This window comes from Oceanobacillus sp. E9 (assembly GCF_001741975.1).
GTDB classification, from domain to species: domain Bacteria; phylum Bacillota; class Bacilli; order Bacillales; family Amphibacillaceae; genus Oceanobacillus; species Oceanobacillus kimchii.
In genome coordinates, this window is sequence record NZ_LSNA01000005.1 from 491,841 (window position 1) to 518,205 (window position 26,365).

General features: G+C 33.5%; 28 protein-coding genes. 27 read left to right on the plus strand and 1 reads right to left on the minus strand.

The window, feature by feature from the left end:
- Positions 1 to 2 precede the first annotated feature (2 nt).
- The 5 genes from AQ616_RS06135 to AQ616_RS06155 all read left to right on the plus strand — a co-directional run bounded on the left by AQ616_RS06135 (position 3) and on the right by AQ616_RS06155 (position 4,414).
- The gene (locus AQ616_RS06135) at positions 3 to 1,478 is read left to right on the plus strand and encodes a spore germination protein (protein ID WP_017796949.1); all 1,476 of its coding nucleotides are present in this window, start codon (positions 3 to 5) and stop codon (positions 1,476 to 1,478) included.
- A gap of 146 nt (positions 1,479 to 1,624) precedes the next feature.
- Positions 1,625 to 2,932 carry a diaminopimelate decarboxylase gene (gene lysA, locus AQ616_RS06140; protein WP_017796948.1) on the plus strand — a complete coding sequence of 436 codons (1,308 nt, stop codon included), beginning with the start codon at positions 1,625 to 1,627 and terminating at the stop codon, positions 2,930 to 2,932.
- Positions 2,933 to 3,007: 75 nt separating this feature from the next.
- Entirely contained in the window at positions 3,008 to 3,439 is a 432-nt protein-coding gene (locus AQ616_RS06145; protein ID WP_017796947.1) for a peptidylprolyl isomerase, read from the plus strand.
- A 12-nt stretch (positions 3,440 to 3,451) separates the two neighbouring features.
- Positions 3,452 to 3,937, plus strand: a complete 486-nt coding sequence (locus AQ616_RS06150) for a zinc metalloprotease (RefSeq protein ID WP_069685290.1) — start codon at positions 3,452 to 3,454, stop codon at positions 3,935 to 3,937.
- Positions 3,938 to 4,036: 99 nt separating this feature from the next.
- On the plus strand, positions 4,037 to 4,414 hold the full coding sequence (locus AQ616_RS06155; RefSeq protein WP_069685291.1) for a GNAT family N-acetyltransferase: 378 nt from the start codon (positions 4,037 to 4,039) through the stop codon (positions 4,412 to 4,414).
- 98 nt (positions 4,415 to 4,512) lie between these two features.
- Here the strand turns inward: AQ616_RS06155 and AQ616_RS06160 are convergent, their stop codons facing one another.
- A complete protein-coding gene (locus tag AQ616_RS06160) occupies positions 4,513 to 4,602 on the minus strand; it encodes a YjcZ family sporulation protein (protein ID WP_011066227.1) in 90 nt (29 codons plus the stop codon).
- Positions 4,603 to 4,740: 138 nt separating this feature from the next.
- Between AQ616_RS06160 and AQ616_RS06165 the strand changes: the two genes are divergently transcribed.
- The 22 genes from AQ616_RS06165 (at position 4,741) to prsW (ending at position 26,265) form a co-directional block, all read left to right on the plus strand.
- On the plus strand, positions 4,741 to 5,490 hold the full coding sequence (locus AQ616_RS06165) for a segregation/condensation protein A (protein ID WP_017796944.1): 750 nt from the start codon (positions 4,741 to 4,743) through the stop codon (positions 5,488 to 5,490).
- On the plus strand, positions 5,487 to 6,065 hold the full coding sequence (scpB, locus tag AQ616_RS06170) for an SMC-Scp complex subunit ScpB (RefSeq protein ID WP_017796943.1): 579 nt from the start codon (positions 5,487 to 5,489) through the stop codon (positions 6,063 to 6,065). Before AQ616_RS06165 ends, scpB begins: the two co-directional genes overlap by 4 nt.
- A gap of 329 nt (positions 6,066 to 6,394) precedes the next feature.
- The gene (locus AQ616_RS06175; protein ID WP_017796942.1) at positions 6,395 to 7,498 is read left to right on the plus strand and encodes a D-alanyl-D-alanine carboxypeptidase family protein; all 1,104 of its coding nucleotides are present in this window, start codon (positions 6,395 to 6,397) and stop codon (positions 7,496 to 7,498) included.
- A complete protein-coding gene (locus tag AQ616_RS06180; RefSeq protein WP_017796941.1) occupies positions 7,495 to 8,085 on the plus strand; it encodes a nucleoside recognition domain-containing protein in 591 nt (196 codons plus the stop codon). The genes AQ616_RS06175 and AQ616_RS06180 overlap by 4 nt, the downstream gene beginning before the upstream one ends.
- On the plus strand, positions 8,085 to 8,615 hold the full coding sequence (locus AQ616_RS06185; RefSeq protein WP_017796940.1) for a spore maturation protein: 531 nt from the start codon (positions 8,085 to 8,087) through the stop codon (positions 8,613 to 8,615). Before AQ616_RS06180 ends, AQ616_RS06185 begins: the two co-directional genes overlap by 1 nt.
- A gap of 70 nt (positions 8,616 to 8,685) precedes the next feature.
- The gene (locus tag AQ616_RS06190) at positions 8,686 to 9,420 is read left to right on the plus strand and encodes a pseudouridine synthase (RefSeq protein ID WP_069685292.1); all 735 of its coding nucleotides are present in this window, start codon (positions 8,686 to 8,688) and stop codon (positions 9,418 to 9,420) included.
- A gap of 61 nt (positions 9,421 to 9,481) precedes the next feature.
- The gene (resA, locus tag AQ616_RS06195; RefSeq protein ID WP_017796938.1) at positions 9,482 to 10,060 is read left to right on the plus strand and encodes a thiol-disulfide oxidoreductase ResA; all 579 of its coding nucleotides are present in this window, start codon (positions 9,482 to 9,484) and stop codon (positions 10,058 to 10,060) included.
- A gap of 26 nt (positions 10,061 to 10,086) precedes the next feature.
- The gene (resB, locus tag AQ616_RS06200; RefSeq protein WP_017796937.1) at positions 10,087 to 11,727 is read left to right on the plus strand and encodes a cytochrome c biogenesis protein ResB; all 1,641 of its coding nucleotides are present in this window, start codon (positions 10,087 to 10,089) and stop codon (positions 11,725 to 11,727) included.
- 42 nt (positions 11,728 to 11,769) lie between these two features.
- Positions 11,770 to 12,960 carry a c-type cytochrome biogenesis protein CcsB gene (gene ccsB, locus AQ616_RS06205; protein WP_017796936.1) on the plus strand — a complete coding sequence of 397 codons (1,191 nt, stop codon included), beginning with the start codon at positions 11,770 to 11,772 and terminating at the stop codon, positions 12,958 to 12,960.
- Positions 12,961 to 13,438: 478 nt separating this feature from the next.
- Complete coding sequence (locus AQ616_RS06210) at positions 13,439 to 14,155, plus strand: response regulator transcription factor (protein WP_069685293.1); 717 nt, start codon at positions 13,439 to 13,441, stop codon at positions 14,153 to 14,155.
- Positions 14,155 to 15,909, plus strand: a complete 1,755-nt coding sequence (locus tag AQ616_RS06215) for an ATP-binding protein (RefSeq protein WP_069685294.1) — start codon at positions 14,155 to 14,157, stop codon at positions 15,907 to 15,909. Before AQ616_RS06210 ends, AQ616_RS06215 begins: the two co-directional genes overlap by 1 nt.
- Before the next feature lie 146 nt (positions 15,910 to 16,055).
- Positions 16,056 to 16,490 carry a DUF4430 domain-containing protein gene (locus tag AQ616_RS06220; RefSeq protein ID WP_240490470.1) on the plus strand — a complete coding sequence of 145 codons (435 nt, stop codon included), beginning with the start codon at positions 16,056 to 16,058 and terminating at the stop codon, positions 16,488 to 16,490.
- Positions 16,491 to 16,493: 3 nt separating this feature from the next.
- A complete protein-coding gene (locus AQ616_RS06225; protein WP_017796932.1) occupies positions 16,494 to 17,003 on the plus strand; it encodes an ECF transporter S component in 510 nt (169 codons plus the stop codon).
- A 293-nt stretch (positions 17,004 to 17,296) separates the two neighbouring features.
- Positions 17,297 to 18,370 (plus strand): YpbB family protein, encoded by a 1,074-nt coding sequence (locus AQ616_RS06230; RefSeq protein ID WP_069685295.1) that lies wholly within the window; start codon positions 17,297 to 17,299, stop codon positions 18,368 to 18,370.
- Complete coding sequence (locus AQ616_RS06235) at positions 18,351 to 19,904, plus strand: RecQ family ATP-dependent DNA helicase (RefSeq protein WP_069685296.1); 1,554 nt, start codon at positions 18,351 to 18,353, stop codon at positions 19,902 to 19,904. The genes AQ616_RS06230 and AQ616_RS06235 overlap by 20 nt, the downstream gene beginning before the upstream one ends.
- Positions 19,891 to 20,457, plus strand: a complete 567-nt coding sequence (locus AQ616_RS06240) for a CPBP family intramembrane glutamic endopeptidase (RefSeq protein WP_017796929.1) — start codon at positions 19,891 to 19,893, stop codon at positions 20,455 to 20,457. The genes AQ616_RS06235 and AQ616_RS06240 overlap by 14 nt, the downstream gene beginning before the upstream one ends.
- A gap of 10 nt (positions 20,458 to 20,467) precedes the next feature.
- Positions 20,468 to 20,773: a hypothetical protein gene (locus tag AQ616_RS06245; RefSeq protein WP_017796928.1), complete on the plus strand. Its 306-nt coding sequence runs from the start codon at positions 20,468 to 20,470 to the stop codon at positions 20,771 to 20,773.
- 128 nt (positions 20,774 to 20,901) lie between these two features.
- A complete protein-coding gene (locus tag AQ616_RS06250; protein ID WP_017796927.1) occupies positions 20,902 to 21,480 on the plus strand; it encodes a genetic competence negative regulator in 579 nt (192 codons plus the stop codon).
- Positions 21,481 to 21,657: 177 nt separating this feature from the next.
- On the plus strand, positions 21,658 to 22,938 hold the full coding sequence (locus AQ616_RS06255; RefSeq protein WP_017796926.1) for a Glu/Leu/Phe/Val family dehydrogenase: 1,281 nt from the start codon (positions 21,658 to 21,660) through the stop codon (positions 22,936 to 22,938).
- A gap of 249 nt (positions 22,939 to 23,187) precedes the next feature.
- Positions 23,188 to 24,180: a YpdA family putative bacillithiol disulfide reductase gene (locus tag AQ616_RS06260; protein WP_017796925.1), complete on the plus strand. Its 993-nt coding sequence runs from the start codon at positions 23,188 to 23,190 to the stop codon at positions 24,178 to 24,180.
- A 180-nt stretch (positions 24,181 to 24,360) separates the two neighbouring features.
- The gene (locus AQ616_RS06265) at positions 24,361 to 25,332 is read left to right on the plus strand and encodes an asparaginase (RefSeq protein WP_069685297.1); all 972 of its coding nucleotides are present in this window, start codon (positions 24,361 to 24,363) and stop codon (positions 25,330 to 25,332) included.
- A gap of 285 nt (positions 25,333 to 25,617) precedes the next feature.
- Positions 25,618 to 26,265, plus strand: a complete 648-nt coding sequence (prsW, locus tag AQ616_RS06270; RefSeq protein ID WP_017796923.1) for a glutamic-type intramembrane protease PrsW — start codon at positions 25,618 to 25,620, stop codon at positions 26,263 to 26,265.
- The last annotated feature ends 100 nt before the right edge of the window (positions 26,266 to 26,365 follow it).

Below are 26,365 nucleotides of genomic sequence, written 5' to 3' on the forward strand. Positions count from 1 at the left end.
TTATGAGTAAATTAAAATCACAACAAAAGCGTATGATTTCACCAAAAATTGAAGAAAATTACAATTATATGAAGACTAAACTTGGGATTAAAACCTCCTTTGATATTGGTTATCGTGAACTTATAATTTTAAAGCAACGTATTCATATATATTATGTTACTGGACTTTGTGATGCATCTGTTGTACAGGAAATGCTAAAGAAGTTAGTGGAAATTAATGATGTAGAAACAAATAAAAAAATGCTTCCAGAAATAATTGAGAATAGACTTGTGCATCAACAAGTAGAATCAGTAAAAACAATGGATGAAGTAGTTGATCAAGTACTAAGTGGTCTTATTGCAGTGTTTATAGACGGAGAACGATCTGCTCAAATTGTTGATGTTCGTAATTATCCAGGAAGAACTCCAGAAGAACCAGATACAGAAAAAGTCATCCGTGGATCAAGAGACGGATTTACTGAAAATATAATTGAAAATACGGCACTTACTCGAAGAAGACTAAGAGATGAAAATCTAAGAAATGAAATGGTGAAAGTTGGAGAGAGGTCGAAAACTGACGTATGTATTACTTATTTACAAGATGTAGCTGATGATGGGTTAATTGAACTGATTAAAAATCATATCAGTCAAATTAAGCTAGACGGAATTTCCATGGCAGAAAAAACATTAGAGGAGTTTTTAATTTTAAGAAGATGGAATATATATCCTTTAGTTCGATATACAGAACGTCCAGATGTGGCTGCAAGTCATTTATTAGAAGGTCATGTTCTCATATTTGTAGATACATCACCTAGTGCAATAATACTTCCGACGACTTTTTTTCATCATCTTCAACATGCAGAAGAATATCGACAAGTACCATCTATAGGTACGTTTATAAGAGTGGTTCGCTTTATGGCAGTATTAGCAGCGTTATTTTTACTTCCAACTTGGGTACTTTTTGCTATCGAACCATCACTTTTACCTGAAGGTCTAAGTTTTATTGGTCCGAATGATGAAGGAAATGTTCCAATTGTTATACAAGTACTCTTAGCAATGATTGGTATAGAATTTTTAAGGATGGCAGCGATTCACACTCCAACGCCTTTATCAACATCTATGGGTTTAATTGCAGCAGTATTAATTGGAGAAATCGCAATTGAAGTTGGATTATTTTCACCAGAAGTTATACTTTATGTGTCAACAGCTTCCATAGGTAATTATGTTACTCCGAGTTATGAAATTAGTGTAGCAAATAAGGTTGTTAGTATGACTCTCGTGATTATAGTTGGATTGTTTGGTTTACCGGGATATATGATCTCAATAACTTTATACATTCTATTTCTAATTCAAATAAAGTCATTGAAAACACCATATCTATGGCCGTTTATTCCATTTAATCCAAAAGCAATGATTCAAATCCTTATCCGCGTACCTGTTCCTTATACGAAGAGTAGACCAAGTATTGTTCATCCTAAAAATAATTACCGTCAGCCTTAACTAGGAAGAGCTTGTTCAAACATTGTTTGAATAAGCTTTTACTAATTGATGGTTTAGGGGTGTATTGATATAATTCTCGCTTTTGTTTTTGACGGTGTTGTGATAAAGTGTTTTTATTATTTGAAATTACGGGGGAAATTTGAATTATGATAATAGATACTCACCCTTTCACAGTTAATGAAAAAGGACATTTAGAAATAGGTGGCTTGGATACACTTGATTTAGCAAAGAAATACGGTACTCCTTTGTATGTATATGATGTTGCGCTTATCAGAAATAATGCTCGATCATTTGTCCAAGCATTCACGGATACTGGTATCAAAGGAAAGGTAGCTTATGCAAGTAAAGCATTTTCTTCCATAGCTATGCTTCAAGTGGCTAAACAGGAAGGATTATGCCTTGATGTTATATCAGAAGGAGAATTATATACAGCTTTACAAGCTGACTTCCCAACTGAACGAATACATATGCATGGGAATAATAAAAGTTTGGAAGAGATTAGAATGGCAGTAGATTATGAAATTGGATGTATTGTCATTGATAATTTTCATGATATTGATTTATTGGAAGAAGTTTTGGCAGAAAAACAAAAACAAATGGATGTATTAATCCGTGTAACGCCTGGTGTAGAGTCAAAAACACATCAATATATCATGACTGGAAATGAAGATTCTAAGTTTGGATTTGATTTACAAAACGGACAAGCTGAACAAGCATTTAAACGATTATACGAGCATCAGCGAATTCGGTTTCAAGGACTGCACTGCCATATAGGCTCACAAATATTTGAAACCAGTGGATTTCAAGTGGCTACGGATTTATTATTTTCAGAACTGGAAAAATGGAATAATAAATATCAGTATCAACCTAATGTTCTCAACTTAGGTGGAGGATTTGGAATTCGTTATACAAAAGATGACCAACCATTACCATTAGATAATTATATTAAAAGTATGGCAGACGCTGTACAAGCGCATGTCCAAAAGCTTTCGATGAAGATGCCAGAGATTTGGATTGAGCCAGGTAGATCTATTGTGGGAAATGCTGGTATCACCTTATATACGATTGGATCAAACAAACAGATCCCAGGTATAAGAGAATACTATTCTATTGATGGTGGAATGGCAGATAATATAAGGCCCGCTTTATACAATGCTGGATATGAGGCTGTTATTGCGAATCATCCCAAAAAACCTATTGTAAAAGAAGTCTCTATTGCTGGTAAATGTTGTGAATCTGGTGACATGCTTATCTGGGATTTACCAGTTCCAGAAATTAATAGTGGTGATGTATTAGCCGTCTTCTCAACAGGTGCTTATAGTTACTCTATGGCCAGTCATTATAATCGACTTCCCAATGCTGCTGTAGTATTTGTAGAAAATGGAAGAGATCAATTGGTCGTTAGAAGAGAAACGTATCAAGATGTAGTTCGTAATGATTTATCCTACGAATAAGGAGTTATTCATTTATATATTTGACAAGAAGTGATAAAATAAGAAAGAATCTTATGATATAAGGAGATAATTACTATGAAAACAGGATATATTTTAATGGAAAATGGAAATAAAATTGAATTTGAACTTTATCCAGAAGAAGCACCAAATACCGTTGCGAATTTTGAAAAACTTGCTTCTGATCAGTTTTATGATGGACTTACTTTTCATCGAGTGATTCCAGGATTTGTAAGCCAAGGAGGATGTCCTGTAGGAAATGGTACTGGTTCAGCTGGATACACAATAAAGTGTGAAACGGAAGGTAATCCGCATAAACATGAAGAAGGTTCTTTATCAATGGCACATGCTGGTAAAGATACTGGAAGCAGTCAATTTTTCATTGTTCATGAGCCTCAACCTCATCTTGATGGAGTCCATACTGTATTTGGTAAAGTAACATCAGGGATTGAACATGCAAAAGCAATGCGTAATGGTGATACGATGCAAGAGATTCGTATTAATTCTTAATCGGTTATAATAATGAGCTTAATAGATATAGTTTTATTTTTGTTTATTATTGCTCCGATTATTACCCTGATACATGAATTTGGTCATGTTTCAGGGTCGTTTGTTTATAAAGCAACACATATTTTTATACATATTGGCCGGGGAGCACCTATAATAAAAAAGAAGATAGGGTATCTTCAATTCAACATAAATTCCCTTTACATGTTAGGTGGGGGAAGTAATTATCATTTTAATCACGACTTGCTACCATACCAGCGAGCATTAATTGCTTTTTTAGGACCTTTATTTAATTTCATCGTATTTTTAATGCTATTATTTCTGTTTGGAATACATAGCGATTATCTGTTGATTAGCTTAGCTATATGGTTTAATCTTTGGTTAGCAATTGTTAATATGATTCCTTTTCAATGGAAAAATAAAGCCTCTGACGGTTTAGTAATATGGGATGCTATCAAAGATATTTATACTAATTATAAAATGAACAAAGTTGACAAATAATTTATAGCATGACATAAATAATATATAGTCAGTTGGTATTGTACTATTGTCTACCTATAATATAGAATTACCATTACAGCAATTTAATGAGGGGTAATTATGTTAATTCGTTATAAAAAAAATCATGAAAAGATTGCAATGGGCTTATTGTCTTTTATGCCTGAAGTAAAGAAAGACGTAAAAAAATTACAGCAAACAATTAAAGATTATGAACAAATTGATCATTGGCATCTACATTTGTGGAAAGAAGATGATGATGTATTAGGCGCAATTGGTGTTCAGATTTTGGACGAAACATCATTAGTAATTCAACATATTTCCGTGAATCCATCTCATCGCAACAGTGGAATTGGTCAAAAGATGATTCGTGAAATTCAACGTATCTATGGTAATAAGTATGAAATTACACCGACTGAGGAAATTCAAAATTTCTTTAAAAAGTGTATAGATAGTTCAGAGGTCGATAGCAAGGAATAAATGGTAAAAACCCAGCCCATTGACTAATGGGCTGGGTTTTTTCGTCAGCTGCAGCAACTGCTTGAAAAACTTTAACGCTTTTATTTAAGCTCTGCCTCTTAGAACCAAGCAGCACCGACAATAACTAACAAGATAAACAATACAACGATTAACGCGAATCCTCCTGCATAACCATATCCACCACTCATGTTTAACTGCCTCCTTTGTGTTCATTACATAAATGTTTTGTGATAACATTTATACTACGCTACAGCTTATGTAAGATATGTATACTGTGTATGGGCGCAACTCACATATCTAATTTTTTTTTGAAAGGAAATTATATTATGCACGAAGGATATAAAGTAAAACTTGATACATTTGAAGGTCCGTTGGATTTATTATTACATTTAATTAACCAATATGAAATCGATATATATGATATTCCTGTCGCTCAAATTACACAACAATACATGGAGTATATACATACTATGCAGCACTTAGAATTAAACATAGCTAGTGAGTATTTAGTAATGGCTTCTACATTATTAGCAATAAAAAGTCAAATGCTTTTGCCTAAACAAGAATTAGAAGAAAATCTTGATGAAGAGTATATGGAAGATCCGAGAGAAGAATTAATGCAACGATTGATCGAGTACCGAAAGTATAAAGAAATAGCAGAACGGCTAAAAGAAAAAGAAAACGAGGAAATTCAATTATACACTCGTCCACCAGCTGTCTTTGAATTCAAAGATGTACCAGAGAAGGTTACAACAAATCAAACCGATATTTCTATATTTGATATGATTGGTGCATTAAATAAAATGTTAAAAAGAAAAGAATGGACTGAACCACATGACACGACAGTACAGCGAATGGATATTCCCATTGAGACAAGAATGAAAGATGTGCTTCGACAGGTGCAATCCTCGACAAATGGATTGGTGTTTGATAAGTTATTTCCTTCGCCGACGAAAAGTTATATTGTTGTTACTTTTGTAGCAGTTTTAGAATTAATGAAGGACAAACAAATATTCGCTGTACAAAAACGACATTTTGAAGACCTGTATCTATTTAGCATGGAGGAATTTACGTGAATATGAATGAATTAAAAGGAGTTACAGAAGGATTACTATTTGCCAGTGGAGATGAAGGCGTTACGTTAAAACAATTAAGCAAAATACTAGATATTGGAGTAGACACGGTGGAACACTTATTAGAGGAATTAAGATTTGAATATGAGCGAGAAGACCGTGGTTTAATGATAATTCAATCAAATGATATTCTTCATTTAACTACAAAACCAGAACATAGCTCTTATTTTAAACGTTTAATTGATTCTCCTCGTACAAGTAAAATGTCACAAGCAGCTTTGGAAACACTTGCTATAATAGCTTATCGTCAGCCGATAACAAGAGCGGAGATTGATGAGATTAGAGGAGTTCGGAGTGAACGACCTCTCCAAACTCTAATTACACGAAGTTTGATTGAAGAATCAGGTAGAAAAGACACGGTTGGTAGGCCAGTGCTGTTTCAAACAAGCAAAGAATTTCTTACTTTTTTTGGTTTGGCATCGTTGGATGAATTACCACCTCTACCTGAAAATATTGACCCAGATAAAGAAGAACGAGAAGCAGATTTATTTTTCGAACGATTTCAAGATGAAGTATAAATGATATTGAATCACCCAAATCCCTTTACGGGATTTTTTTATTTTTAAAAATCTTTATGAAGCAATTTTCAGCTAACATACGATTTTCACGCAAAATATCTTATTATGATATTGACACAATTGCCAAGTATTATTTAGCAAACGAATTATTTATTAGTGATATTTAAATATAATGCTCGGTGCTTGGACTATGGAAAACAAACAAAGCAACATTCGGATATCATAAAGTTGATTCTTTTAGATAAATAAATAATTATCGCTTGTATTCATAACCATTTTTGACTTGCATAAGATAATTATAGAAAAGATATCTAGGAGGACAAGAACTAATGCGTGTATTCATTGGATCATTAACATTTTTAATATTAATCATGAGTTTTCCTTCGTATGGACAAGCATTGCCGTCTGTATCTGCAAATAACGCAGTATTAATAGAACAATCTACTGGTAGAGTGTTATTTGAGAAAAATGCTAATGAAGAAGCTTCCATAGCCAGCATTACAAAAATTATGACAGCAATTATCGCTATAGAATCTGGAATGTTAGATGAACAAGTAACTACTTCAAGAAAAGCGATTTATACAGAAGGGTCCTCTATCTATCTGGAACAGGGTGAAGAAATTCCTTTAAAAGATTTAGTTTATGGATTAATGCTTCGATCCGGAAATGATGCAGCGGTAGCAATAGCTGAACATGTAGGAGGTAGTGAAGAAGGATTTGTTTACTTGATGAACGAAAAAGCCAAGTGGTTAGGAATGGAAAACACGCATTTTGATAATCCTCATGGTTTAGATTCAGACACACATTATTCAAGTGCATATGATATGGCAATTCTAATGAAATATGCCATGGATGATCCGATGTTTCGAGAAGTTAGTGGGTCCGATTCGTATCTTTCGGAAAACAGAACCTATCATTGGCAAAATAAAAATAAACTACTGACTCGATTATATAATTATTGTACAGGCGGAAAAACTGGTTATACAAAGGCTACCGGACGAACATTAGTCACTTCAGCTCATAAAAATGGCATGGATTTAATTGCAGTTACTTTAGATGCTCCTGATGATTGGCAAGATCATATTAGCATGTTTGAGTGGGGCTTTGATCAATTTGAAATGAAAACAGTACAAGAGGAAGGAACAGCACTTTATCATATTGAACCTAAAACAAGTACCGTATATGGTAACTATAAAAATGCTGTGAACCTCCCCTTACTAAAAGATGGTAATGAAAAAGTCGATGTGAAAAATTATTTTTTATCAGAGGAGAAAAGTGAATTGAAGCAAGCGATTGGGAAATCGGTTTATTATATAAACAATCAAGAAGTGTATGAATCGTATATTTATCCGGGAGAACAACAAAAAAAAGACTCTATCTTTGATAACTTAAAAACAGTATTTGAATCGATAATTGGAAGAGAAGCTATATGATCAATTGGATTTGGATCTCTATGGCAGTTATTGGCATCGTCTATGCTATGTTTAGCGGAAATATGGAGGAAGTAAATCAAGCAATCTTTGAAAGTGCTGGTGATGCTGTTACATTATCCATTGGACTTATTAGTATATTAGTTTTTTGGTTAGGTATGATGAGAATTGCTAAAGAGGCAGGATTACTAGATTTATTAGCAAAAGTATTTCGTCCCATTGTCGTTCGAATATTCCCTGATATACCGAAAGATCATCCTGCAATTGGCTATATCCTTTCAAATATGACAGCAAATATGTTTGGGCTAGGAAATGCAGCAACACCGATTGGTATTAAAGCAATGGAAGAGATGAAAAAACTAAATAAAGATAATGATACCGCTTCTCGATCGATGATTACTTTTCTCACATTGAATACGACAGGACTTACCATAGTGCCTACAACAGTAATTGGGATTCGAATGCAATATGATTCTGCATCTCCAACAGAAATTGTCTCTGCAACCATAATGGCCACTATCATTGCCACAACTGCAGGTCTGATGATAGATCGCTTTTATCATTATAAAAGTACTTGGGGGAAAAATTAATGGAGATTATAACATCTATTAGTATTTGGATTATTCCTTGTTTTATATTGGTTATTCTACTAATGGCAGCGGTACGAAAAATACCTGCCTATGATTTATTTGTGGAAGGAGGGAAAGAGGGTGTCAAAACGGCATTTTCTTTGCTTCCTTTTTTAGTTGGTATGATTGTTGCAATTTCTATTCTCAGGAGTTCTGGTGCAATGGAAGCTTTTGTTCAATTAATCTCACCAATCTTATCTATCTTTGGGATTCCATCTGAAGTTTTGCCACTTGCATTAATAAGGCCAATATCTGGAACCGCAGCATTAGGAATGACTACGGAACTGATTTCTACTTATGGCCCCGATTCTTTTATAGGAAGAATTGCTTCTGTTATGCAAGGAAGCACTGATACGACATTATACATTATTACTGTCTATTTTGGAGCTGTAGGAATTAAAAAGATTCGATATGCTTTAAAGGTTGGATTACTTGCAGATCTAATTGCTATACTTTCTACAATAGTTCTTGTTAAAATAATGTTTGGATAATACACTTGATAGCGTTAATATAATATTAACGCTATTATTATGGTTAAATACAAAAAGAATGGTGATTAGAATGACGAACAATGGTGAAAGACTTCAAAAAGTAATCGCACAGAGTGGGGTTACTTCACGTAGAAAAGCAGAACAACTGATTCTTGATGGAAAAGTTAAAGTGAATGGAGAAACCGTTCAAGAGATGGGAGTTAAAGTTACAGCGAATGATGAAATTGTTGTAGACGGTGTCCCACTTGAAAAAGAAACTCCTGTTTATTTTCTTTTATACAAGCCAAGAGGGGTTATTTCAAGTGTGAAAGATGATAAAGGCAGGAAAGTAGTTATCGATTATTTTAATACCGTAGAACAACGGATCTTTCCAATAGGAAGATTGGATTATGATACTTCTGGAGTTTTACTATTAACGAACGATGGAGATTTTGCTAACCTACTTATGCATCCTCGTCATGAAATGGACAAGGTATATATTGCGAAGGTGAAAGGTATACCAAATAAAAAGGAATTAGCTTTATTACAAAAAGGAATACGTTCAGATAAAGATGTACTAAAAGCAGTTCAAGTAAATTTACTATCTACAGACCATCAAAAGAAGACGTCCATTATAGAAATAACATTACATGAAGGGAAAAATCGTCAAGTCCGTCGTATGTTAGAAGAACTGGGCTACCCAGTCATAAAATTAAAACGTGAACGTTATGACTTTATTGGATTAGAAGGCTTAAATGCAGGAGAATATCGAGCCTTAACTCCTAAAGAAGTTAATCAGTTACGTGCCCATGCTCAAAAATTGTAAGATAATGGTCAAATTTACAAATAGTCTTAAATGATATAATGACCTGGGAGGGAGTGTTACATTGGATATTCAACAAAATAAGACAAACAAACAGAAGAAAAAAAGAAATCGCTTCATTTTTAGGTCATCCATATTACTAATTTTAGTAGCAGCAGTAGTATTCGCTATTGTTTCAAATATGAAAGATGATAACAAAATATACCGTGTTGGTGATGCTGCTCCCGATTTTCAACTGAAACAGATTAGCGGTGAAGTAGATCAATCAACGGTCCAGTTAAGCGACTTAGAGGGAAAAGGTGTCATGCTGAACTTTTGGGCAACATGGTGCGAACCATGTAAAGCAGAAATGCCTTACATGCAAGATTTATATCCGGAATATAAAGAAAAAGGCGTTGAGATTGTTGCAGTAAGTCTAGATGGGACAGAATTAGTTGTAGATCAATTTATTGATGAATACGACTTAACATTTCCAGTTCCTCATGATAAGAATGGAGAGGTAAAGGATCTTTATAAAATTGGTCCAATGCCTACTACTTATTTTATTAATCCTGATGGGGAAATAGAAGAGATTGTCCAGGGGGCACTAACCCTAGATAGGTTAGAAGGATATTTAAATGATATTACTCCGCAAAAGAATTAAGAATGGCCTTGGGATGGAGGGATAGTATGAATAAGATAAAATGTGAGTGTGGTCATGTTAATCCCGAAGGAACAGTATTATGTGAATCTTGTGGAAAACCCGTTGAAGGGAACCAACATATTGATGGAAACCAAGATTCCAAACTGTTAAATATGAGATATGATGGATCAGCTCGTCGTTCACAAACATATAAAAAGTCAATTGTAGATAAAATCTGGAGTTTCTTTTCATCTGTAAAAGTAGGAGTTTGGTTGATTGTTATCGCTTTAGTCGCATCTATTTTTGGAACTATTTTTCCACAGGAAGAATTTATTCCGCAAAATGCAGTATCTCGTGATCCAGCTATCTTTTATGAAGATCGTTATGGTATCTTAGGTTTAATATATTACCAGCTTGGTTTTCATAATTTATATAGCTCATGGTGGTATATGGTACTTATTGCATTAATTGGTATTTCGTTAGTGATTTGTAGTTTAGATCGATTTGTACCATTATTTCGAGCGTTACGAAATCAAAGCGCTAAAAAGCATGTTAAGTTTTTATCAAGACAACGGTTATATAGTGAAACTGATCAAGTAAGCAAAGAAGAAATTGATCAATTAGCATCGAACTTAAAAAAATCAAGATACAAGCTTACCTATGATAATGGCCATATTCTAGCTGAAAAGGGTAGATTCTCCCGCTGGGGTCCTTACGTAAATCATATTGGTTTAATTATTATACTTTTGGCAGCGCTATTGCGAACAACCCCCCTTATGTTTTCAGAGGAGTACATTTGGATTAGAGAAGGGGAGCAGATGGTAATCCCAGGAACAGATGGTCAATATTACATAAAGAATGAACAGTTTGTCATGGAAACTCATGATCCTGAAGACGAAAGGTTTCAAGAAGCAATTTTAAAAGAGGGAGAAATACCGAGTAATTTCCAGTCAGATGTAATCATTTACGAAGCAAAAAGTACAGATATTCCAGGTGCAGAACCAGAATTAGAGGAACAATCTAGGCAATCGATACGAATGAATGAACCAGCAAAATTTGATGGTTACACTCTTTACCAATCAGGTTATCAAGTAAATGAATTTGAATCATTTACATTTAAGATTCATGAGACAGACGATGAAAATGAATCAGCTTTAACAACATTTTCAATAGACCTATCAGAACCGCAATCTACCTATGAATTAGATAATGGGTTTAGAGTAGAGGTAACAAATTATTTTCCTGATTATGTGATGACAGAAGAGGGAAATCCCGTTTCACAAACAAATCATCCGAGGAATCCTGCGTTTGTATTAACCTTATTCCCGCCAGAGTCCGAAACGGGCGAAGTAAGCTTTTTAGGAATAGGTAAAAATATCGACGCTACTGGAGAGAATGATTATAAGATTAGCATGGAAGATTTTGAACTAAGAGATGCAAGTGGTTTAACATTGAATGCTGACCGGACGTTACCTTTCTTTATCGTAGGTGCCGCTATCTTTATGATTGGAGTCATTCAAGGCATGTATTGGCAACATCGACGTGTATGGATTCATCCGACGGAAAATGGTGTATTCTTAGCTGGACATACCAATAAAAATTGGTTTGGGGTTAAGAAGGATATTGAAAAATCACTAGAAGGTACTTCAATTAAAATGGTTAATGATCAACAAGAACTGGAGGAATAGTTGCTTAAAAAAGCAACTACTCCAGTATTAGGAGGATAAACAATGGATTTATTAAGTATTAGTAATGGATCGTTATTTATAGCGTTTATTTTATACTTGATTGCGACATTCTTTTTTGGTGGCGCCATTCGTCAAAATAAGAAAGAACGACATCAAAAATCGCTTTCAGGCTCAATTGGCTTATATATTACCATTGCGGGTTTTGTCTCACAACTTGTTTATTTCTTTACACGTTGGACCGTGACAGGACATGCACCTGTAAGTAACTTGTTCGAGTTTACAACATTCTTAGGTATGTCAATGATACTAGCATTTATCATTATATATATTTATTACAAAACTGCATTTCTAGGATTATTTGCATTACCAATTACAATGATAATTATTGCTTATGCTAGTATGTTTTCGACAGAAGTATCACCTTTAGTTCCATCATTACAAAGTTACTGGTTAAGTATTCATGTAACGACTGTAGCGCTTGGACAAGGGATTCTGTTTATCAGTTTTGTCGCTGGACTAATGTATTTAATCCGTCAAATTGATCAATCAAAAGTTTCGTTACGTAATATTTCACTAGAAATCGTTTTATATTGTCTATTTTTATTTATTGGTTTTATTGTTATCACATCTGCATTTAATATGGCATCCTATCAAGCCACTTTTGAATATACGGAAAATGGCGCAACAACGACGACAGAATATCATCTTCCGGCAATTGCAGGACCTAATAATGCTGAATTATTAACGGAAAATGCAATGTCACCTATAATTGATGCTCCTCAATGGATGCAAGGTGCTGATGCTGGCAGAAAATTTAATACAGTTGTTTGGTCATTCATTACAGGATCAGCCATTTATTTATTAACGTTGTTATTTACAAGAAAACGAATTGGAGAAAAACTACAACCAGTATTAAAAGGTGTAAAACCAGATATGCTTGATGAGATCATGTATCGTTCTGTGGCAATTGGATTTCCAGTATTCACACTGGGTGGACTAATCTTTGCTGCAATCTGGGCACAAATTGCCTGGGGCAGATTTTGGGGTTGGGATCCAAAAGAAGTTTGGGCACTCATAACGTGGTTCTTCTATGCTGCTTTCTTACATTTAAGATTATCAAGAGGCTGGCATGGTGAAAAATCTGCATGGCTAGCAGTAGTAGGCTTTGCAATTATCATGTTTAACTTAATTGTTGTCAACTTAGTACTAGCAGGTCTACATTCTTATGCTTAATTGACAAAATAAGTTTTTAAATACTATCCGAACTATACATCGCATAGATTGTTGTATGCGTTTGATAGTTCGGATTTTTTATAGGTATTATTAATTGAGCTAGGTTCATAATTGCTAATTTTATTTAAAAACGAACATTTTAGTAAAAATTATATTTAATGTTCATATTATAGCTACTACTTGACTTTGATTGAATGGAAGACGGCGACTCCAGCAGAAACAGCACGAGCTGAAGATTCACTTTATACGTTTTCTTCTCTTCAAGAGCTGAAGTCGTGTCTGCGGAAAACGTCCGTCTTCAATGAAAATAAAATAGCGAACATGTGGATGTTACTTAAAATATCTTATTATGAAATTAATTCAAATAAAAAAATTCTCATCACATAATTATGTGAACATATTATGAACACTAGAATTCTTAACTTTTATTATAGATTCGTTTATAATTTATATAGAATTGACCTGAGGAGGTTCGATGATGGATATAACACACAGAATACTAGTAGTTGACGATGAAGATAGAATACGTCGATTAATTAAAATGTACTTAGAAAAAGAAGATTTTGAAGTAGATGAAGCAGCTGATGGAAATGTTGCTTTAGAAAAAGCGTTAGCTAATGATTATGATGTGATTATATTAGATATTATGATGCCTGAAAAAGACGGTATTGAAGTATGTAAAGAATTACGTAAGGAAAAGGATACACCTGTGATCATGTTAACTGCTAAAGGTGAGGAATCGAACCGTGTACAAGGGTTTGAGGTTGGAGCTGATGATTATATTGTAAAGCCATTCAGTCCAAGAGAAGCTGTGCTTCGAGTAAAAGCACTACTTCGAAGAGTATCAGCGAAAGCTTATCAAGAAGTAGATACATCATCTAAAAATATGCTTGTATTTCCACATCTGACAATTGATCATGATGCACATCGAGTAGCAGCCGATAATCAAGAAGTAAGCTTAACTCCAAAAGAATATGAGCTATTGTGCTTTTTAGCAAACGCTCCAGATAAAGTATTTAATAGAGAACAGCTGTTAAAAGAAGTATGGCAATATGAGTTTTTTGGTGATTTACGAACTGTAGATACACACGTAAAGAGACTCAGAGAAAAATTAAATACAGTATCTAAAGAAGCGGCACAAATGATCGTGACAGTTTGGGGTGTAGGATACAAATTTGAGGTAGAGGATAGCTGATGTTTTGGAAAAGTGTTGTAGGTAAACTGTCTTTAACCATTTTATTATTAGTATCTTTTGTTCTATGTGTGCTCACCTTTTTCCTTATGCAGTTCTTTGATAACTACCATATACAAGAAGCTGAAAATGAAATGAAACAAATGGCAACAAAAATATCTTCCCTAGTAGAAACCGATTATGAACAGCCTTTTATTGAGGAAGTGACAGAGATGTTGAAAGACCCTTCTAGTCGAGTTGCTATTATGTATTCTGAACAAGATAACTGGATATCAGATAGCAATGATGAGAATCTTCAAGAATTTAATGTAGACTGGTTAGAAGGACAAGAAGAAATTTTCACTGTCATTGAGGAAAAACAACAAATTAGTAATCAATTTTATACAACTAATAATACAGAAGTAATTCTTGTAGGGGCACCAATTGATGATGGCGGAGCAGTATTTGTTTATAAATCACTAGATATGATTAATCAGACTAAAGATCAAACGACGAAACTTATTTTATTGAGTGCAGGGATTGCCATACTTTTAACTACATTTTTTGCTGTCTTTTTATCCACGCGTATCACTTCGCCATTGATAAAGATGAAAGAAGCAGCACATAACTTAACAAGAGGGGAATTTAATACAAAAGTTCCTGTACTTACACGTGATGAAATTGGTGAACTAGCAATTGAATTTAACCGCATGGGACGACAATTAAATTATCATATTAATGCGTTACGCCAGGAAAAAGAACAACTTTCCAGTATTGTCAGTTCTATGGCAGATGGTGTATTTACATTAAGCCGTGAAGGCGAAGTTTTGGTTATTAATCCACCAGCAAAGAAATATATGGATGAATGGTTTTATCAAAATCCCGAAGAAACGAAGAAACTGAATCATTTACCAACAGAAGTGAAGGAAGCCTTGCTAGAAGTCATTACAAAAGAACATGCCGTCCTGAAAGAGTCTGCAGTACAAGGTCGCAGTTATGTAATGCTCGTTACACCATTATATGATGACTCCCATGTACGTGGATGTGTTGCAGTAATCCGAGATATGACGGAGGAAAGAAGACTAGATAAGTTGAGAAAAGATTTTATTGCAAATGTTTCTCATGAACTTCGTACTCCTATTTCGATGCTACAGGGATATAGTGAGGCAATCGTAGATGATGTCGCTAGTTCAAAAGAAGAGAAAAATGAATTAGCACAGATTATTTATGAAGAATCACTAAGAATGGGAAGGTTAGTCAATGAATTGCTTGATTTAGCAAGGATGGAGGCAGGTCAAATTCAGTTACGTTTGGATTCTGTAGCTATCCAACCATTTATTGAAAGAATCGTTCATAAGTTTCAAGGGATTTCTCGTGATGAAATGGTCGATTTGGAACTAACAACAAATATCGAACATCAAATTGGGGAAATGGATCCGGATCGTATAGAACAAGTTTTAACTAATTTAATCGATAATGCAATTCGACATACCTCAAATAATGGATTTGTAAAAGTTTTTGCTACTAGTAATCAAGATAAATTATATGTAGAAGTGAAAGATAGTGGTAGTGGGATTCCAGAAGAAGACTTACCGTTTATATTTGAACGCTTCTACAAAGCGGACAAATCACGAGTGAAAAAAGAAAAACAAGGAACTGGTTTAGGTTTAGCCATTGCTAAAAATATTATTGACGCTCATCATGGATCAATCTATGTAAAAAGTAAACTAGATGTTGGTACAACGTTTAGTTTTGAAATTCCAATAAAGCAGAAATAACATTGAAAAATTATGGTAATATATTGAAAAGACTGGAACAAAAGTTTTACGCAATATGAAATACCGAATGTTACTCTGATTGATTTCCAATGCAGACGGTCTCTTTCTGTAAACTTCGGCTTTACGCTTTCAAAGTAGAAAAGGAGATGGTATTTTTGAAAAAATGGTTTTCATATGTAGGGGTATTGTTACTATCGATAGGATTACTTTTAGGTTGTGCAAATGATACTGCCGAGGAAAACAATAGTAATACGAGAGTTAGCACAAATGAATCTTCTCAAGAATTGGCTGAAGATGAAGTTCGTATAACAATATCAATTGATCATGGAAGTGAACATATAAATGAGGAATCAATCTCCATTGAAGAAGGAGATATTCTATTAGACGTATTAGAAGAAAACTTTTATATAGAATCAGATGACAGTGGATTTATTACATCCATTGAACGTGTGGAAGCTAGTGATGAAGAAAAGACAGCTTGGATATATACAGTGAATGGTGAAATGGCTACCGTAGGTGCTGGTGATTATGAATTATCACCAGGAGATGAGGTTGTTTTTGATTTGCAGTCTTGGGAATAGGTTATGAATACGTATAAACTAACACTTCTGGCAATTCTAAGCGCGTTAGCAGTTGGTGGCAGGTACGCATTTCAATTTCTTCCCAATGTACAGCCAGTTACAGCTATTATAATTGTTTGTGGAGTTCTATTAGGTCCATTGTCTTCTATCATCGTTGGATTACTAACTACTTTTTTGTCCAATATGTTATTAGGCATGGGTATATGGACAATATGGCAAATGATTTCCTGGTGTATGATAGGTTTAATAAGTGGTTTAATTGGTAAATATGTAACGAAAATCCCACTGTGGTTTATTGTAACATTTGGTATCTTTTCTGGTTATTTATATGGATTTGTTATCTCATTAACAACCTATCAAGTAACTGGTTATTTTATTCCTTATTATATAGCCGGACTACCATTTGATACAGCACATGCAATAGGTAATGGAATATTCCTTTTATTGCTATATCCAATAGTAAAGCAATTATTAAAAGAATATAATGACAATCACTTCCCAACAAAACCATAATGTAAAACTTTAATCTATGGGGGATTCGTTATTCCCGCACACGTAATGTTACTTGCATAGGAAAATTTTACAAACAGTCATACCCTATAGAGAAGACTATTAGTCTCACCTATAGGGTATTTTTCTGGTCGATGATATAATTGTAAATAAAAAGATAGAAGAGCATATCCTAATATATCCATTGTTCTATCAATTTTCAAATCAACGATCAATCGTTATAATAAGTTATATACTTTCAGTGTAAATAAAAGAACTCCACTGATGGTAGTCTCCCTATATACAAGGAGGTCATTATGTTTCTTGAACGTATTATTTTATATTGTTTTGAGAAAATCCAAGCAGAGCGTTCTGCATCAAGTATTTATTATTTGTTAACTGCTAAAAAATCAATTCAAACTGTTCAAGATGCTTATTTGTACAGAATTGATTCTTTTTATGGTATCTTGCCTTCGTTATCAAAAGAAACATATGATAAGAAGATTGTTCATTTACATCGTCATCATTACTTAACACAAATGGATAATAGTTATTTTGAAACAACAACAAAAGGTAAAGAATTTGTAGATATGCAACCAGCCCAAATAGAAGGATTTCACGGAATAGAATATCATCAACTAGTACAGCCATTTACAGATCGATTACTACTTTTAATTCAAACTATAGCAAATACATATCAACGGAATTATAATTTTATACCAACCACAGATAAGTGGATTGCTGAAAGTTTTGTAAAACGAAAATTTCATTTATATAAAGATCACTTAGACATAATTCAAACTCGATTATATCAAGAGCTGCATCAACAACTTTTGTTACTTGGTGATACAGAAGCTTCTATTTTTGTAGATCGACTATCTGGGTACAATTACTATGGATTGAGTATGGAACAACTATCTCAGAAATATAAACTTGATCATGAAAACATTGAGTTATTGCTTTCTAAAGTAATCATGCAATTCCTTTACAATATACATACAAAACTTGATAAGTATCCGATAATGCAGTCAATAATTGAAGACTTACGAGATGACCATACAACCTTAAGTAGTAGCGCGGCTAAAACTTATACCTTATTAAAAAAAGGACATCAAATTAATGATATCGTTCGTATTAGAAATTTAAAGATAAATACAATTCAAGACCATATTGTAGAAATAGCAATCCGGGATCATCATTTTCCTATTTATAATTTTGTTAGTAAAGAAACAGTAGAAATTATTTTTCAAGCAATGAAGAGGTCAAATACCTTTCGTCTTCGAGAAATTAAACAATGCTTGGATACTAATGTTAGTTATTTTGAAATTCGACTTACTTTAGCTTTAATAGGAACGAGTAGGGGGGAAACCAATGATAGAGTCCAAATTTAACTTGCAGGAAGCTCTAAAATATTATTTCCAATATGATAGTTTTCGCCAAGGGCAGGAAGAGATTATTACAGATGTAATGAATGGTAATGATGTGCTCGGTGTACTACCAACAGGTTCTGGCAAGTCAATCTGCTACCAGCTTCCAGCAATTTTACAAAATGGAGTGACAATCGTTGTATCGCCGTTAATATCTTTAATGATAGACCAGGTAAAGGAATTAAAAGCAAAGGGAATTAAGGACGCTATTGCATTAAACAGTTTTCTCTCTAGAGAGGAAAGGCACAATGTTCTAAATAATTTAGGAAATTATCGTCTAATTTATCTCTCTCCCGAATGGGCTCAGAATTCTATTTTTATTGATAAACTGCAGCAAATTAATGTCACATTATTCGTAATTGATGAGGCTCACTGTATATCACAATGGGGACATGAGTTTCGCCCAGACTACTTAAAACTTCATGACATCATTGCTAAGCTGGAAAATCCTACTATCTTGGCATTAAGTGCGACCGCTACGCCAGATGTACAAGACGATATCATTAATAGTTTAAATAGAACCCGTATAACGAAGCATATCTTTCCAATGGATAGAGATAATATCGCTTTTTGTATAGAAAAGATTGAAAGTATGAACGAAAAGAAAGATCGAATTCAGGAAATAATTCAACAATACCATGTACCGACTTTGATTTATTTCACAAGTCGTTATTTAGCTGAGGAAACCTCTAGATGGTTATCATCCACCATACAAAATAGAAATATTGCGTATTATCATGGTGGAATGGAAGCGACCGATCGAATACATATTCAACAACAATTTATGAATAACCAGCTAGATGTGATTTGTTGTACAAGTGCTTTTGGTATGGGTATCAATAAACCTGATATAAGACTTGTTATTCATTATCATTTACCTTCACAAATAGAGTCTTATATCCAAGAAGTTGGAAGAGCAGGGAGAGATGGAAAAGAGAGTGTGGCAGTGATCTTATATGCTAGTGGTGACTGGGCATTACCTAGACAAATTATTCAACAAGAACTGCCAACAAAAGAAGATGTATACCGAATTGTTGATTGGCTACAGGGCTTATCAAATCAAGGTCATCATACCATTATTGATGAAGAAGTAATTTCCCATCTTCAGATTAGTGAAGTTCAATGGAGGTTCATACGGTCACAGATAGAAAAACATGATATGATAGTGGAAAATCAATTGATTACAGAAGATGTTAGTATAGAAATGATAAAAAAAGAGATAAGTAATTATATAGAAGAACGAGTAACCTATAAAGAGAAGAAATTGGCGGAGATGATCAACTGGGTAAATAGTGATCAATGCTATCGTCAAAAACTGTACATGCCTTTTCAAGACAGCTATCGCCCCAGTGTAGGACAATGTTGTAGTAATTGTTATTTTCAGTGGAGTGAGTGGCTACCGGAAACAACCGAGAATAGAACTACTGAGTTTTTATCTTGGGAAAGTAAATTACAATCTATTTTTCATATTACCGAGGTAGAACATGAAACAAGATGAGATTATTAAGCAATTATCGGATAAAGAATTACGATATCAATTAGTTTTTTCACAAATTTTATTTTTAGTTATAAGTATTGTGTTAAGTCTTATTTTATTTCCTTCTTGGAAAGTATGGTTGGATTACTTCGATGCTAACGTGAATGAAATATTATTAATCGGCTTTGGTTCGGCATTCATTGTGATTGTTTTTGATATTATACTGATGAGCGTTTTTCCAAATGAATCTTTTGACGATGGTGGAATTAATAAACGAATTTTTAAAAAGCAACCTATCTTGTTCATTATTGGATTTACATTGTTAGTTGCAATTTGTGAAGAATTATTATTCCGAGGAACAATTCAAACTACTTTTGGTTATGTATTTGCAAGTCTTTTATTTGCTTTGGTACATATCCGATATTTAAAAAAAACGGTATTATTTTTATCAATAGTTTTAGTAAGCTTTTTTATTGGTTGGATATTTGAACGTACAGAAAATTTACTTATTACAATTACCGCTCATTTTATCATTGATTTAGTATTAGGTTTAATTATCCGTTTCAAGAAATGAGGTGCTTAGCATGTCGAATATTACTGAAGAGGTAAAGAAAGATCAAGCTGATGACTTAAGAAAAGCGGTAGAAGAACTAAATGATAGTTCTAATCAAGAATTTAACAGTGACTCAATACAAATATCCAAGCATAAAGAGTTGGAAATGGATATATTAAACTTACCACCAAGAAAAGATGTTCATTATAATTCTAAGCGCATGCGATTGAAATTAAATTTTTCTTTATTTCGTCTTATAATGGTAATTATCATATTATCCGTGCTGGTTTCAGGTATCTTATGGATAGTTGATTTTAATATTTTTTTGATTGAATAAATGAAACAAGTTTGAACTGTTCATCACTAGGATAAAATGCATATAGTATATAAAGTGCTTCTAAACATCCACTATATTCTGTGCAGTGTAATGTAGAATGAGCACTTCGATAAGGGGGAGGATGCAGGATGCGAATAGAACGAGTTTCTACAGATCAATTTAAGATTTTTTTAACGTTCGATGATCTCATTGAACGTGGTTTTACAAGAGAAGATTTATGGCATGATGCATCAAATGTTCGAAGCTTATTCAGTGATATGATGTATGAAGCAAGTAGTGAACTTGGTATTGAATTAGAGGGAATGCTATTAGTTCAAGTTCATTTAATGCAAGCTCAAGGAATGCATATATTTGTAACTCAACAATATGAAGATAATAATGAAGATGAGGATTATATTGAAATGAAGGTTACATTGGATGAGAGTAAAGAGTTAATTTTCTCCTTTATTGACTTTGAAGATATAATTTCTGTTATATCTTATCTAGATCCTATGGGATTGGAAAACATAAGACTTTATCATATGGATGATAGATATTATATGATTTTAGATCACATTGAATTATCACTTGTCGATAAAGAAGATATAATTGGAGTCATGTCTGAATACGCTAACCCTAGTATAGTCACATCTCACCGAATCGAGGAATATGGGAAACTAATTATGAAAGAGAATACTGTTCAACAAATTAAGCGTTTCTTTTACTAATAATACGATTCGAATAGAATTGATTATAAATAAGCGAGATTATTTAGAATAATTCCATTATAAGAACATCTGATAATAGGGGTCAGATTTGATTTATGTTATTGCATATTCTGTTTGAAAGTGTATACTAATTTTTGAGTGGGCAAAACAAGGATATATATTGTAGGAGGTTAATTCATGGTAGCCGATAAAGCAGCAGATTCTTCAAATGTGAATCAAGAAAATATGGATGTTTTAAATACAACACAAACTATTATTAAGAGTGCATTGGATAAACTTGGTTACCCCGAAGAAGTATTTGAACTATTGAAAGAACCAATGCGGATTCTAACAGTCCGTATTCCAGTAAGAATGGATGACGGAAATGTAAAAGTATTTACAGGTTATCGTGCTCAACATAATGATGCAGTTGGCCCTACCAAAGGTGGTATACGTTTTCATCCTGATGTTACAGAGACAGAAGTAAAGGCGCTTTCTATTTGGATGAGTTTAAAATCGGGGATTGTTGATCTTCCTTATGGTGGAGCTAAAGGTGGAATTATTTGCGATCCTCGTGAAATGTCTTTCCGTGAATTAGAAGCATTGAGCCGTGGTTATGTGCGTGCGGTTAGTCAAATTGTAGGACCGACAAAAGATATTCCAGCACCTGATGTGTTTACTAACTCACAAATTATGGCGTGGATGATGGATGAGTATAGTAAAATTGATGAATTTAACAATCCAGGGTTTATTACTGGTAAACCAATTGTTCTTGGTGGATCACATGGAAGAGAATCTGCTACAGCAAAAGGTGTAACGATTGTATTAAATGAAGCAGCTAAAAAGAAAGGGATAGATATTAAAGGAGCCCGTGTTGTTATCCAAGGTTTTGGAAATGCTGGAAGCTTCTTAGCAAAGTTTTTACACGATGCAGGTGCGAAAGTTGTCGCAATATCTGATGCTTATGGGGCCTTGTACGATCCAGAAGGATTAGATATCGATTATTTATTAGATCGTAGAGACAGTTTTGGTACTGTTACGAAATTATTTAATAATACTATTTCCAATGATGCATTATTTGAATTAGACTGTGATATTATTGTTCCGGCTGCTGTTGAGAATCAGATTACCCGTGAAAATGCACATAATATTAAAGCTTCGATAGTAGTTGAAGCAGCTAATGGACCTACAACAATGGAAGCAACTAAAATCCTAACTGAACGTGATATATTGATTGTACCGGATGTTTTAGCTTCTGCAGGTGGAGTTACTGTATCCTACTTTGAATGGGTACAAAATAACCAAGGATTCTATTGGTCAGAAGAAGAAATCGATAACAAATTACACGAAATAATGATAAAATCATTTAACAACATTTATAACATGTCTAGAACACGAAGAATTGATATGAGGTTAGCTGCTTATATGGTTGGTGTAAGAAAGATGGCAGAAGCATCTCGTTTCCGTGGTTGGGTGTAAATGTATTGTTTATAATAAATAAGTAAGTATGAATGACGCTAGACATAATAAATAGAAAAAATTCAAATACTGAACAATTCAGAGCACGTAAAACTTTGAAACCATATATAGTGTCTGCAGAAGAAAGCAGATCGAGAGGTTGACTCAAACAATTGCACGAGGGAATTTCATCCATCCAGTTGTTTTCTTTGAATAATTTCTTTTATGTCAGGCGTCATTTTAAATCTGGCAGGGAAAGAAGGGCAATTCATGCAACAGGAGGAAGTAATTATAATTGGTGCAGGTCCATGTGGTATGGCTACTGCTCTAGAATTACAAAAAGAAGGAATAGAACCATTACTATTAGAAAAAGGAAATGTTGTCCAAACCATAAGTAATTATCCTACACATCAGACTTTTTTTAGTTCAAGCGACAGACTTGAGATTGGTGATGTTCCTTTTATTACAGAAAATAAAAAACCAGTAAGAAATCAAGCAATGGTATATTATAGAGAAGTTGCACAAAGAAAAAATCTACGTATACGACCATATGAGAAAGTAATAGAACTGCTTAAAGATAAAAATGGCACAGGTTATACTATTACAACATCAAATATACACGAAGAACTAAACGTATATTACGCATCCTATGTCATATTAGCAACGGGTTATTATGATCAACCAAATTTTTTAGAGGTTCCTGGAGAATCCAAGCCAAAAGTTACGCATTATTTTAAAGAAGCGCATCCTTACTTTGATCAAAACGTAGTTGTTATTGGAGGTAAAAATTCCTCCGTAGATGCCACAATTGAGTTACATAAAGCTGGCGCTCATGTGACAGTCTTATATCGAGGTAACCATTACTCTAAAAGTATTAAACCATGGATATTGCCTGAATTTGAGTCTTTAGTTCGTAATGGTAAAGTAGATATGATATTTGAAGCTACGGTGACAAAAATTAGTGACCATACATTAACGTACGAAGTCCATGGGAATACATATACAATTGATAATGATTTTGTATTTGCTATGACGGGATATCAACCAAACTATTCCTTATTAAGACAAGCGGGAGTGGAAATAAACAAGGAAACAGGGAAGCCTCAATTTGATGAAAATACCTTGGAAACAAATATGGAAAATTTGTATATTGCTGGAGTAATTGCTGCAGGATATGACAATAATAAGGTCTTTATTGAAAATGGTCGCTTTCATGGAATTCCAATAACAAAATCAATTTTATATAAAAAAAAGAATATATGAAAACAAATCCACGAAGACTCTTTACTTTGTGGATTTTTTACAGTTAGCTTTCTATATAACTTATATTAAAAAAATGATTCTATTCAGCATTTATACTTATAAGATAAAATATACTTGAAAGATTTTCTTTGGCAAAGGATAATATAGTAAGAAATAATTACATAAAAAGAAGGGTTAGCAATGACTAAAAAAATCTTACTATTAGCTACTGGTGGTACCATAGCAAGCGAAAAAAAACCAAACAGTGATAAATTAGAATCAGGAGTACTAACCGGGGAAGAATTACTAGAGAAATGCGATATTCCTAATGGAATCGAGGTAGTCGTCCATTCTATATTTCAAAAAGCAAGCATACACTTAACATTTCAAGATTTACTTGTATTAAAATCAAAAATGGATGAACTTTTATTAAACAATAGCTTTGATGGAATAGTCATTACACAAGGAACTGACACATTAGAAGAATCTTCTTACTTTATGAATCTAATCACAGATTATCATATTCCAATTGTTTTTACAGGTTCACAGCGCTCTCCGATAGAAATAGGTACAGATTCTTATATTAATATAAAAAATGCAGTTCTAACTGCTTGTAGTGAAGAATTAAATGAAGTTGGGGTCACAGTAGTATTTAATGAGCGTATTTTTCATTCACGTTATGTTCGTAAGGAACACGCTTCAAATATTCAGGGATTTAATGCATTTGGATATGGCTATTTAGGAATTATTGATAATAATCAAGTACGCGTATTTCAAAAGCCTACTTTCAAAGATAATTATCAACTACGAAAGGACTTACCTGAAGTAGATATTATCAAAGTGTATATGAATGCTGATGGTAAATATATTAAAGCAGCTAGAGAAAATCAAGTTGATGGAATTGTCATTGAAGGCGTTGGAAGAGGACAAGTATCCCCAACGATGATGCAGGAAATTAGACAATGTATTGAAGAAGGTATTGCAGTGGTTATCACAACAACAGCAGTAGAGGGAGAAGTTTATCCAACTTACGACTATCCAGGAAGTACGTATGATTTATTACAGAATGGTGTTATTTTAGGAAAAGATTATGATAGTAAAAAAGCGCGAATCAAGCTCATGGTAGGACTTGCTAGTGAAGTACCCTTACATACACTTTTTCATCCATTTTAAGTAAGTGTTTAATCTCCATAGCAGACGATTGCTTTTAGAATGCACCTGATTAAGCTAACTTGAAAAATAAGCCCACAATTTCTAAGTGGATCTTCAAGCTCCATACGGAGCAGGAGTCGTCGTCTTCCATTCCAATCAAATTCAAGTTGTTCTTCTATTCCAAACATTAATATCTAACTATTATTAAAAATGCATTGTCTAAAATGCAATTATGGAATTCATTCATGTAATTATAATTACTAGATACTAAGGTGAACGAATTGGGTTTAGAGAAGAGGTATATTTATGTTGTCTATATTATCAGTTGGTATAGCTCCTGCAATAGCTTTGCTATCGTATATTTATTTGAAGGATAAAATAACTGAACCCATCCGGTTAATTATACGGATGTTTATATTAGGTGCTTTACTCGTTCTACCAATTATGTTTATCCAATATGCAATATCTAGTGAATTTAATTACAATTCTATTTTTGTCGAGGCTTTTTTTCAAATTGCTTTACTTGAAGAGTTTTTTAAATGGTTTGTATTTATGTTTGTAATGTATCAACATGAAGAATTTGATAATCATTATGATGGTATTGTTTATGCCAGTTCACTTAGTTTAGGGTTTGCTTCTATCGAGAATATTCTTTATTTAATTACCAATGGAATAGAGTATGCATTTATGCGCGCCATTTTCCCAGTGTCTTCTCATGCGTTATTTGGGATTATTATGGGATATTATTTAGGGAAAGCCAAGACACATCCAGATAACAAAAATAGAAATCTCACTCTCGCATTTTTAATACCATTTCTTCTGCATGGAGCATATAATTTTATTTTAAAAGGATTCAGTAGTTTTATATTAATTTTGACTCCTTTTATGGTTATATGTTGGATATTTGCGTTATACAGGTTAAAACGAGCTAATGAAAATACATTAACTAATTAGAATAAACTACCTAACAATCATTTCGTTGATTGTTAGGTAGTTTTTTATTATTTCTATTCTGAATGAATAAAAAAGGAAATAACACAAAAAATAGTGGTGC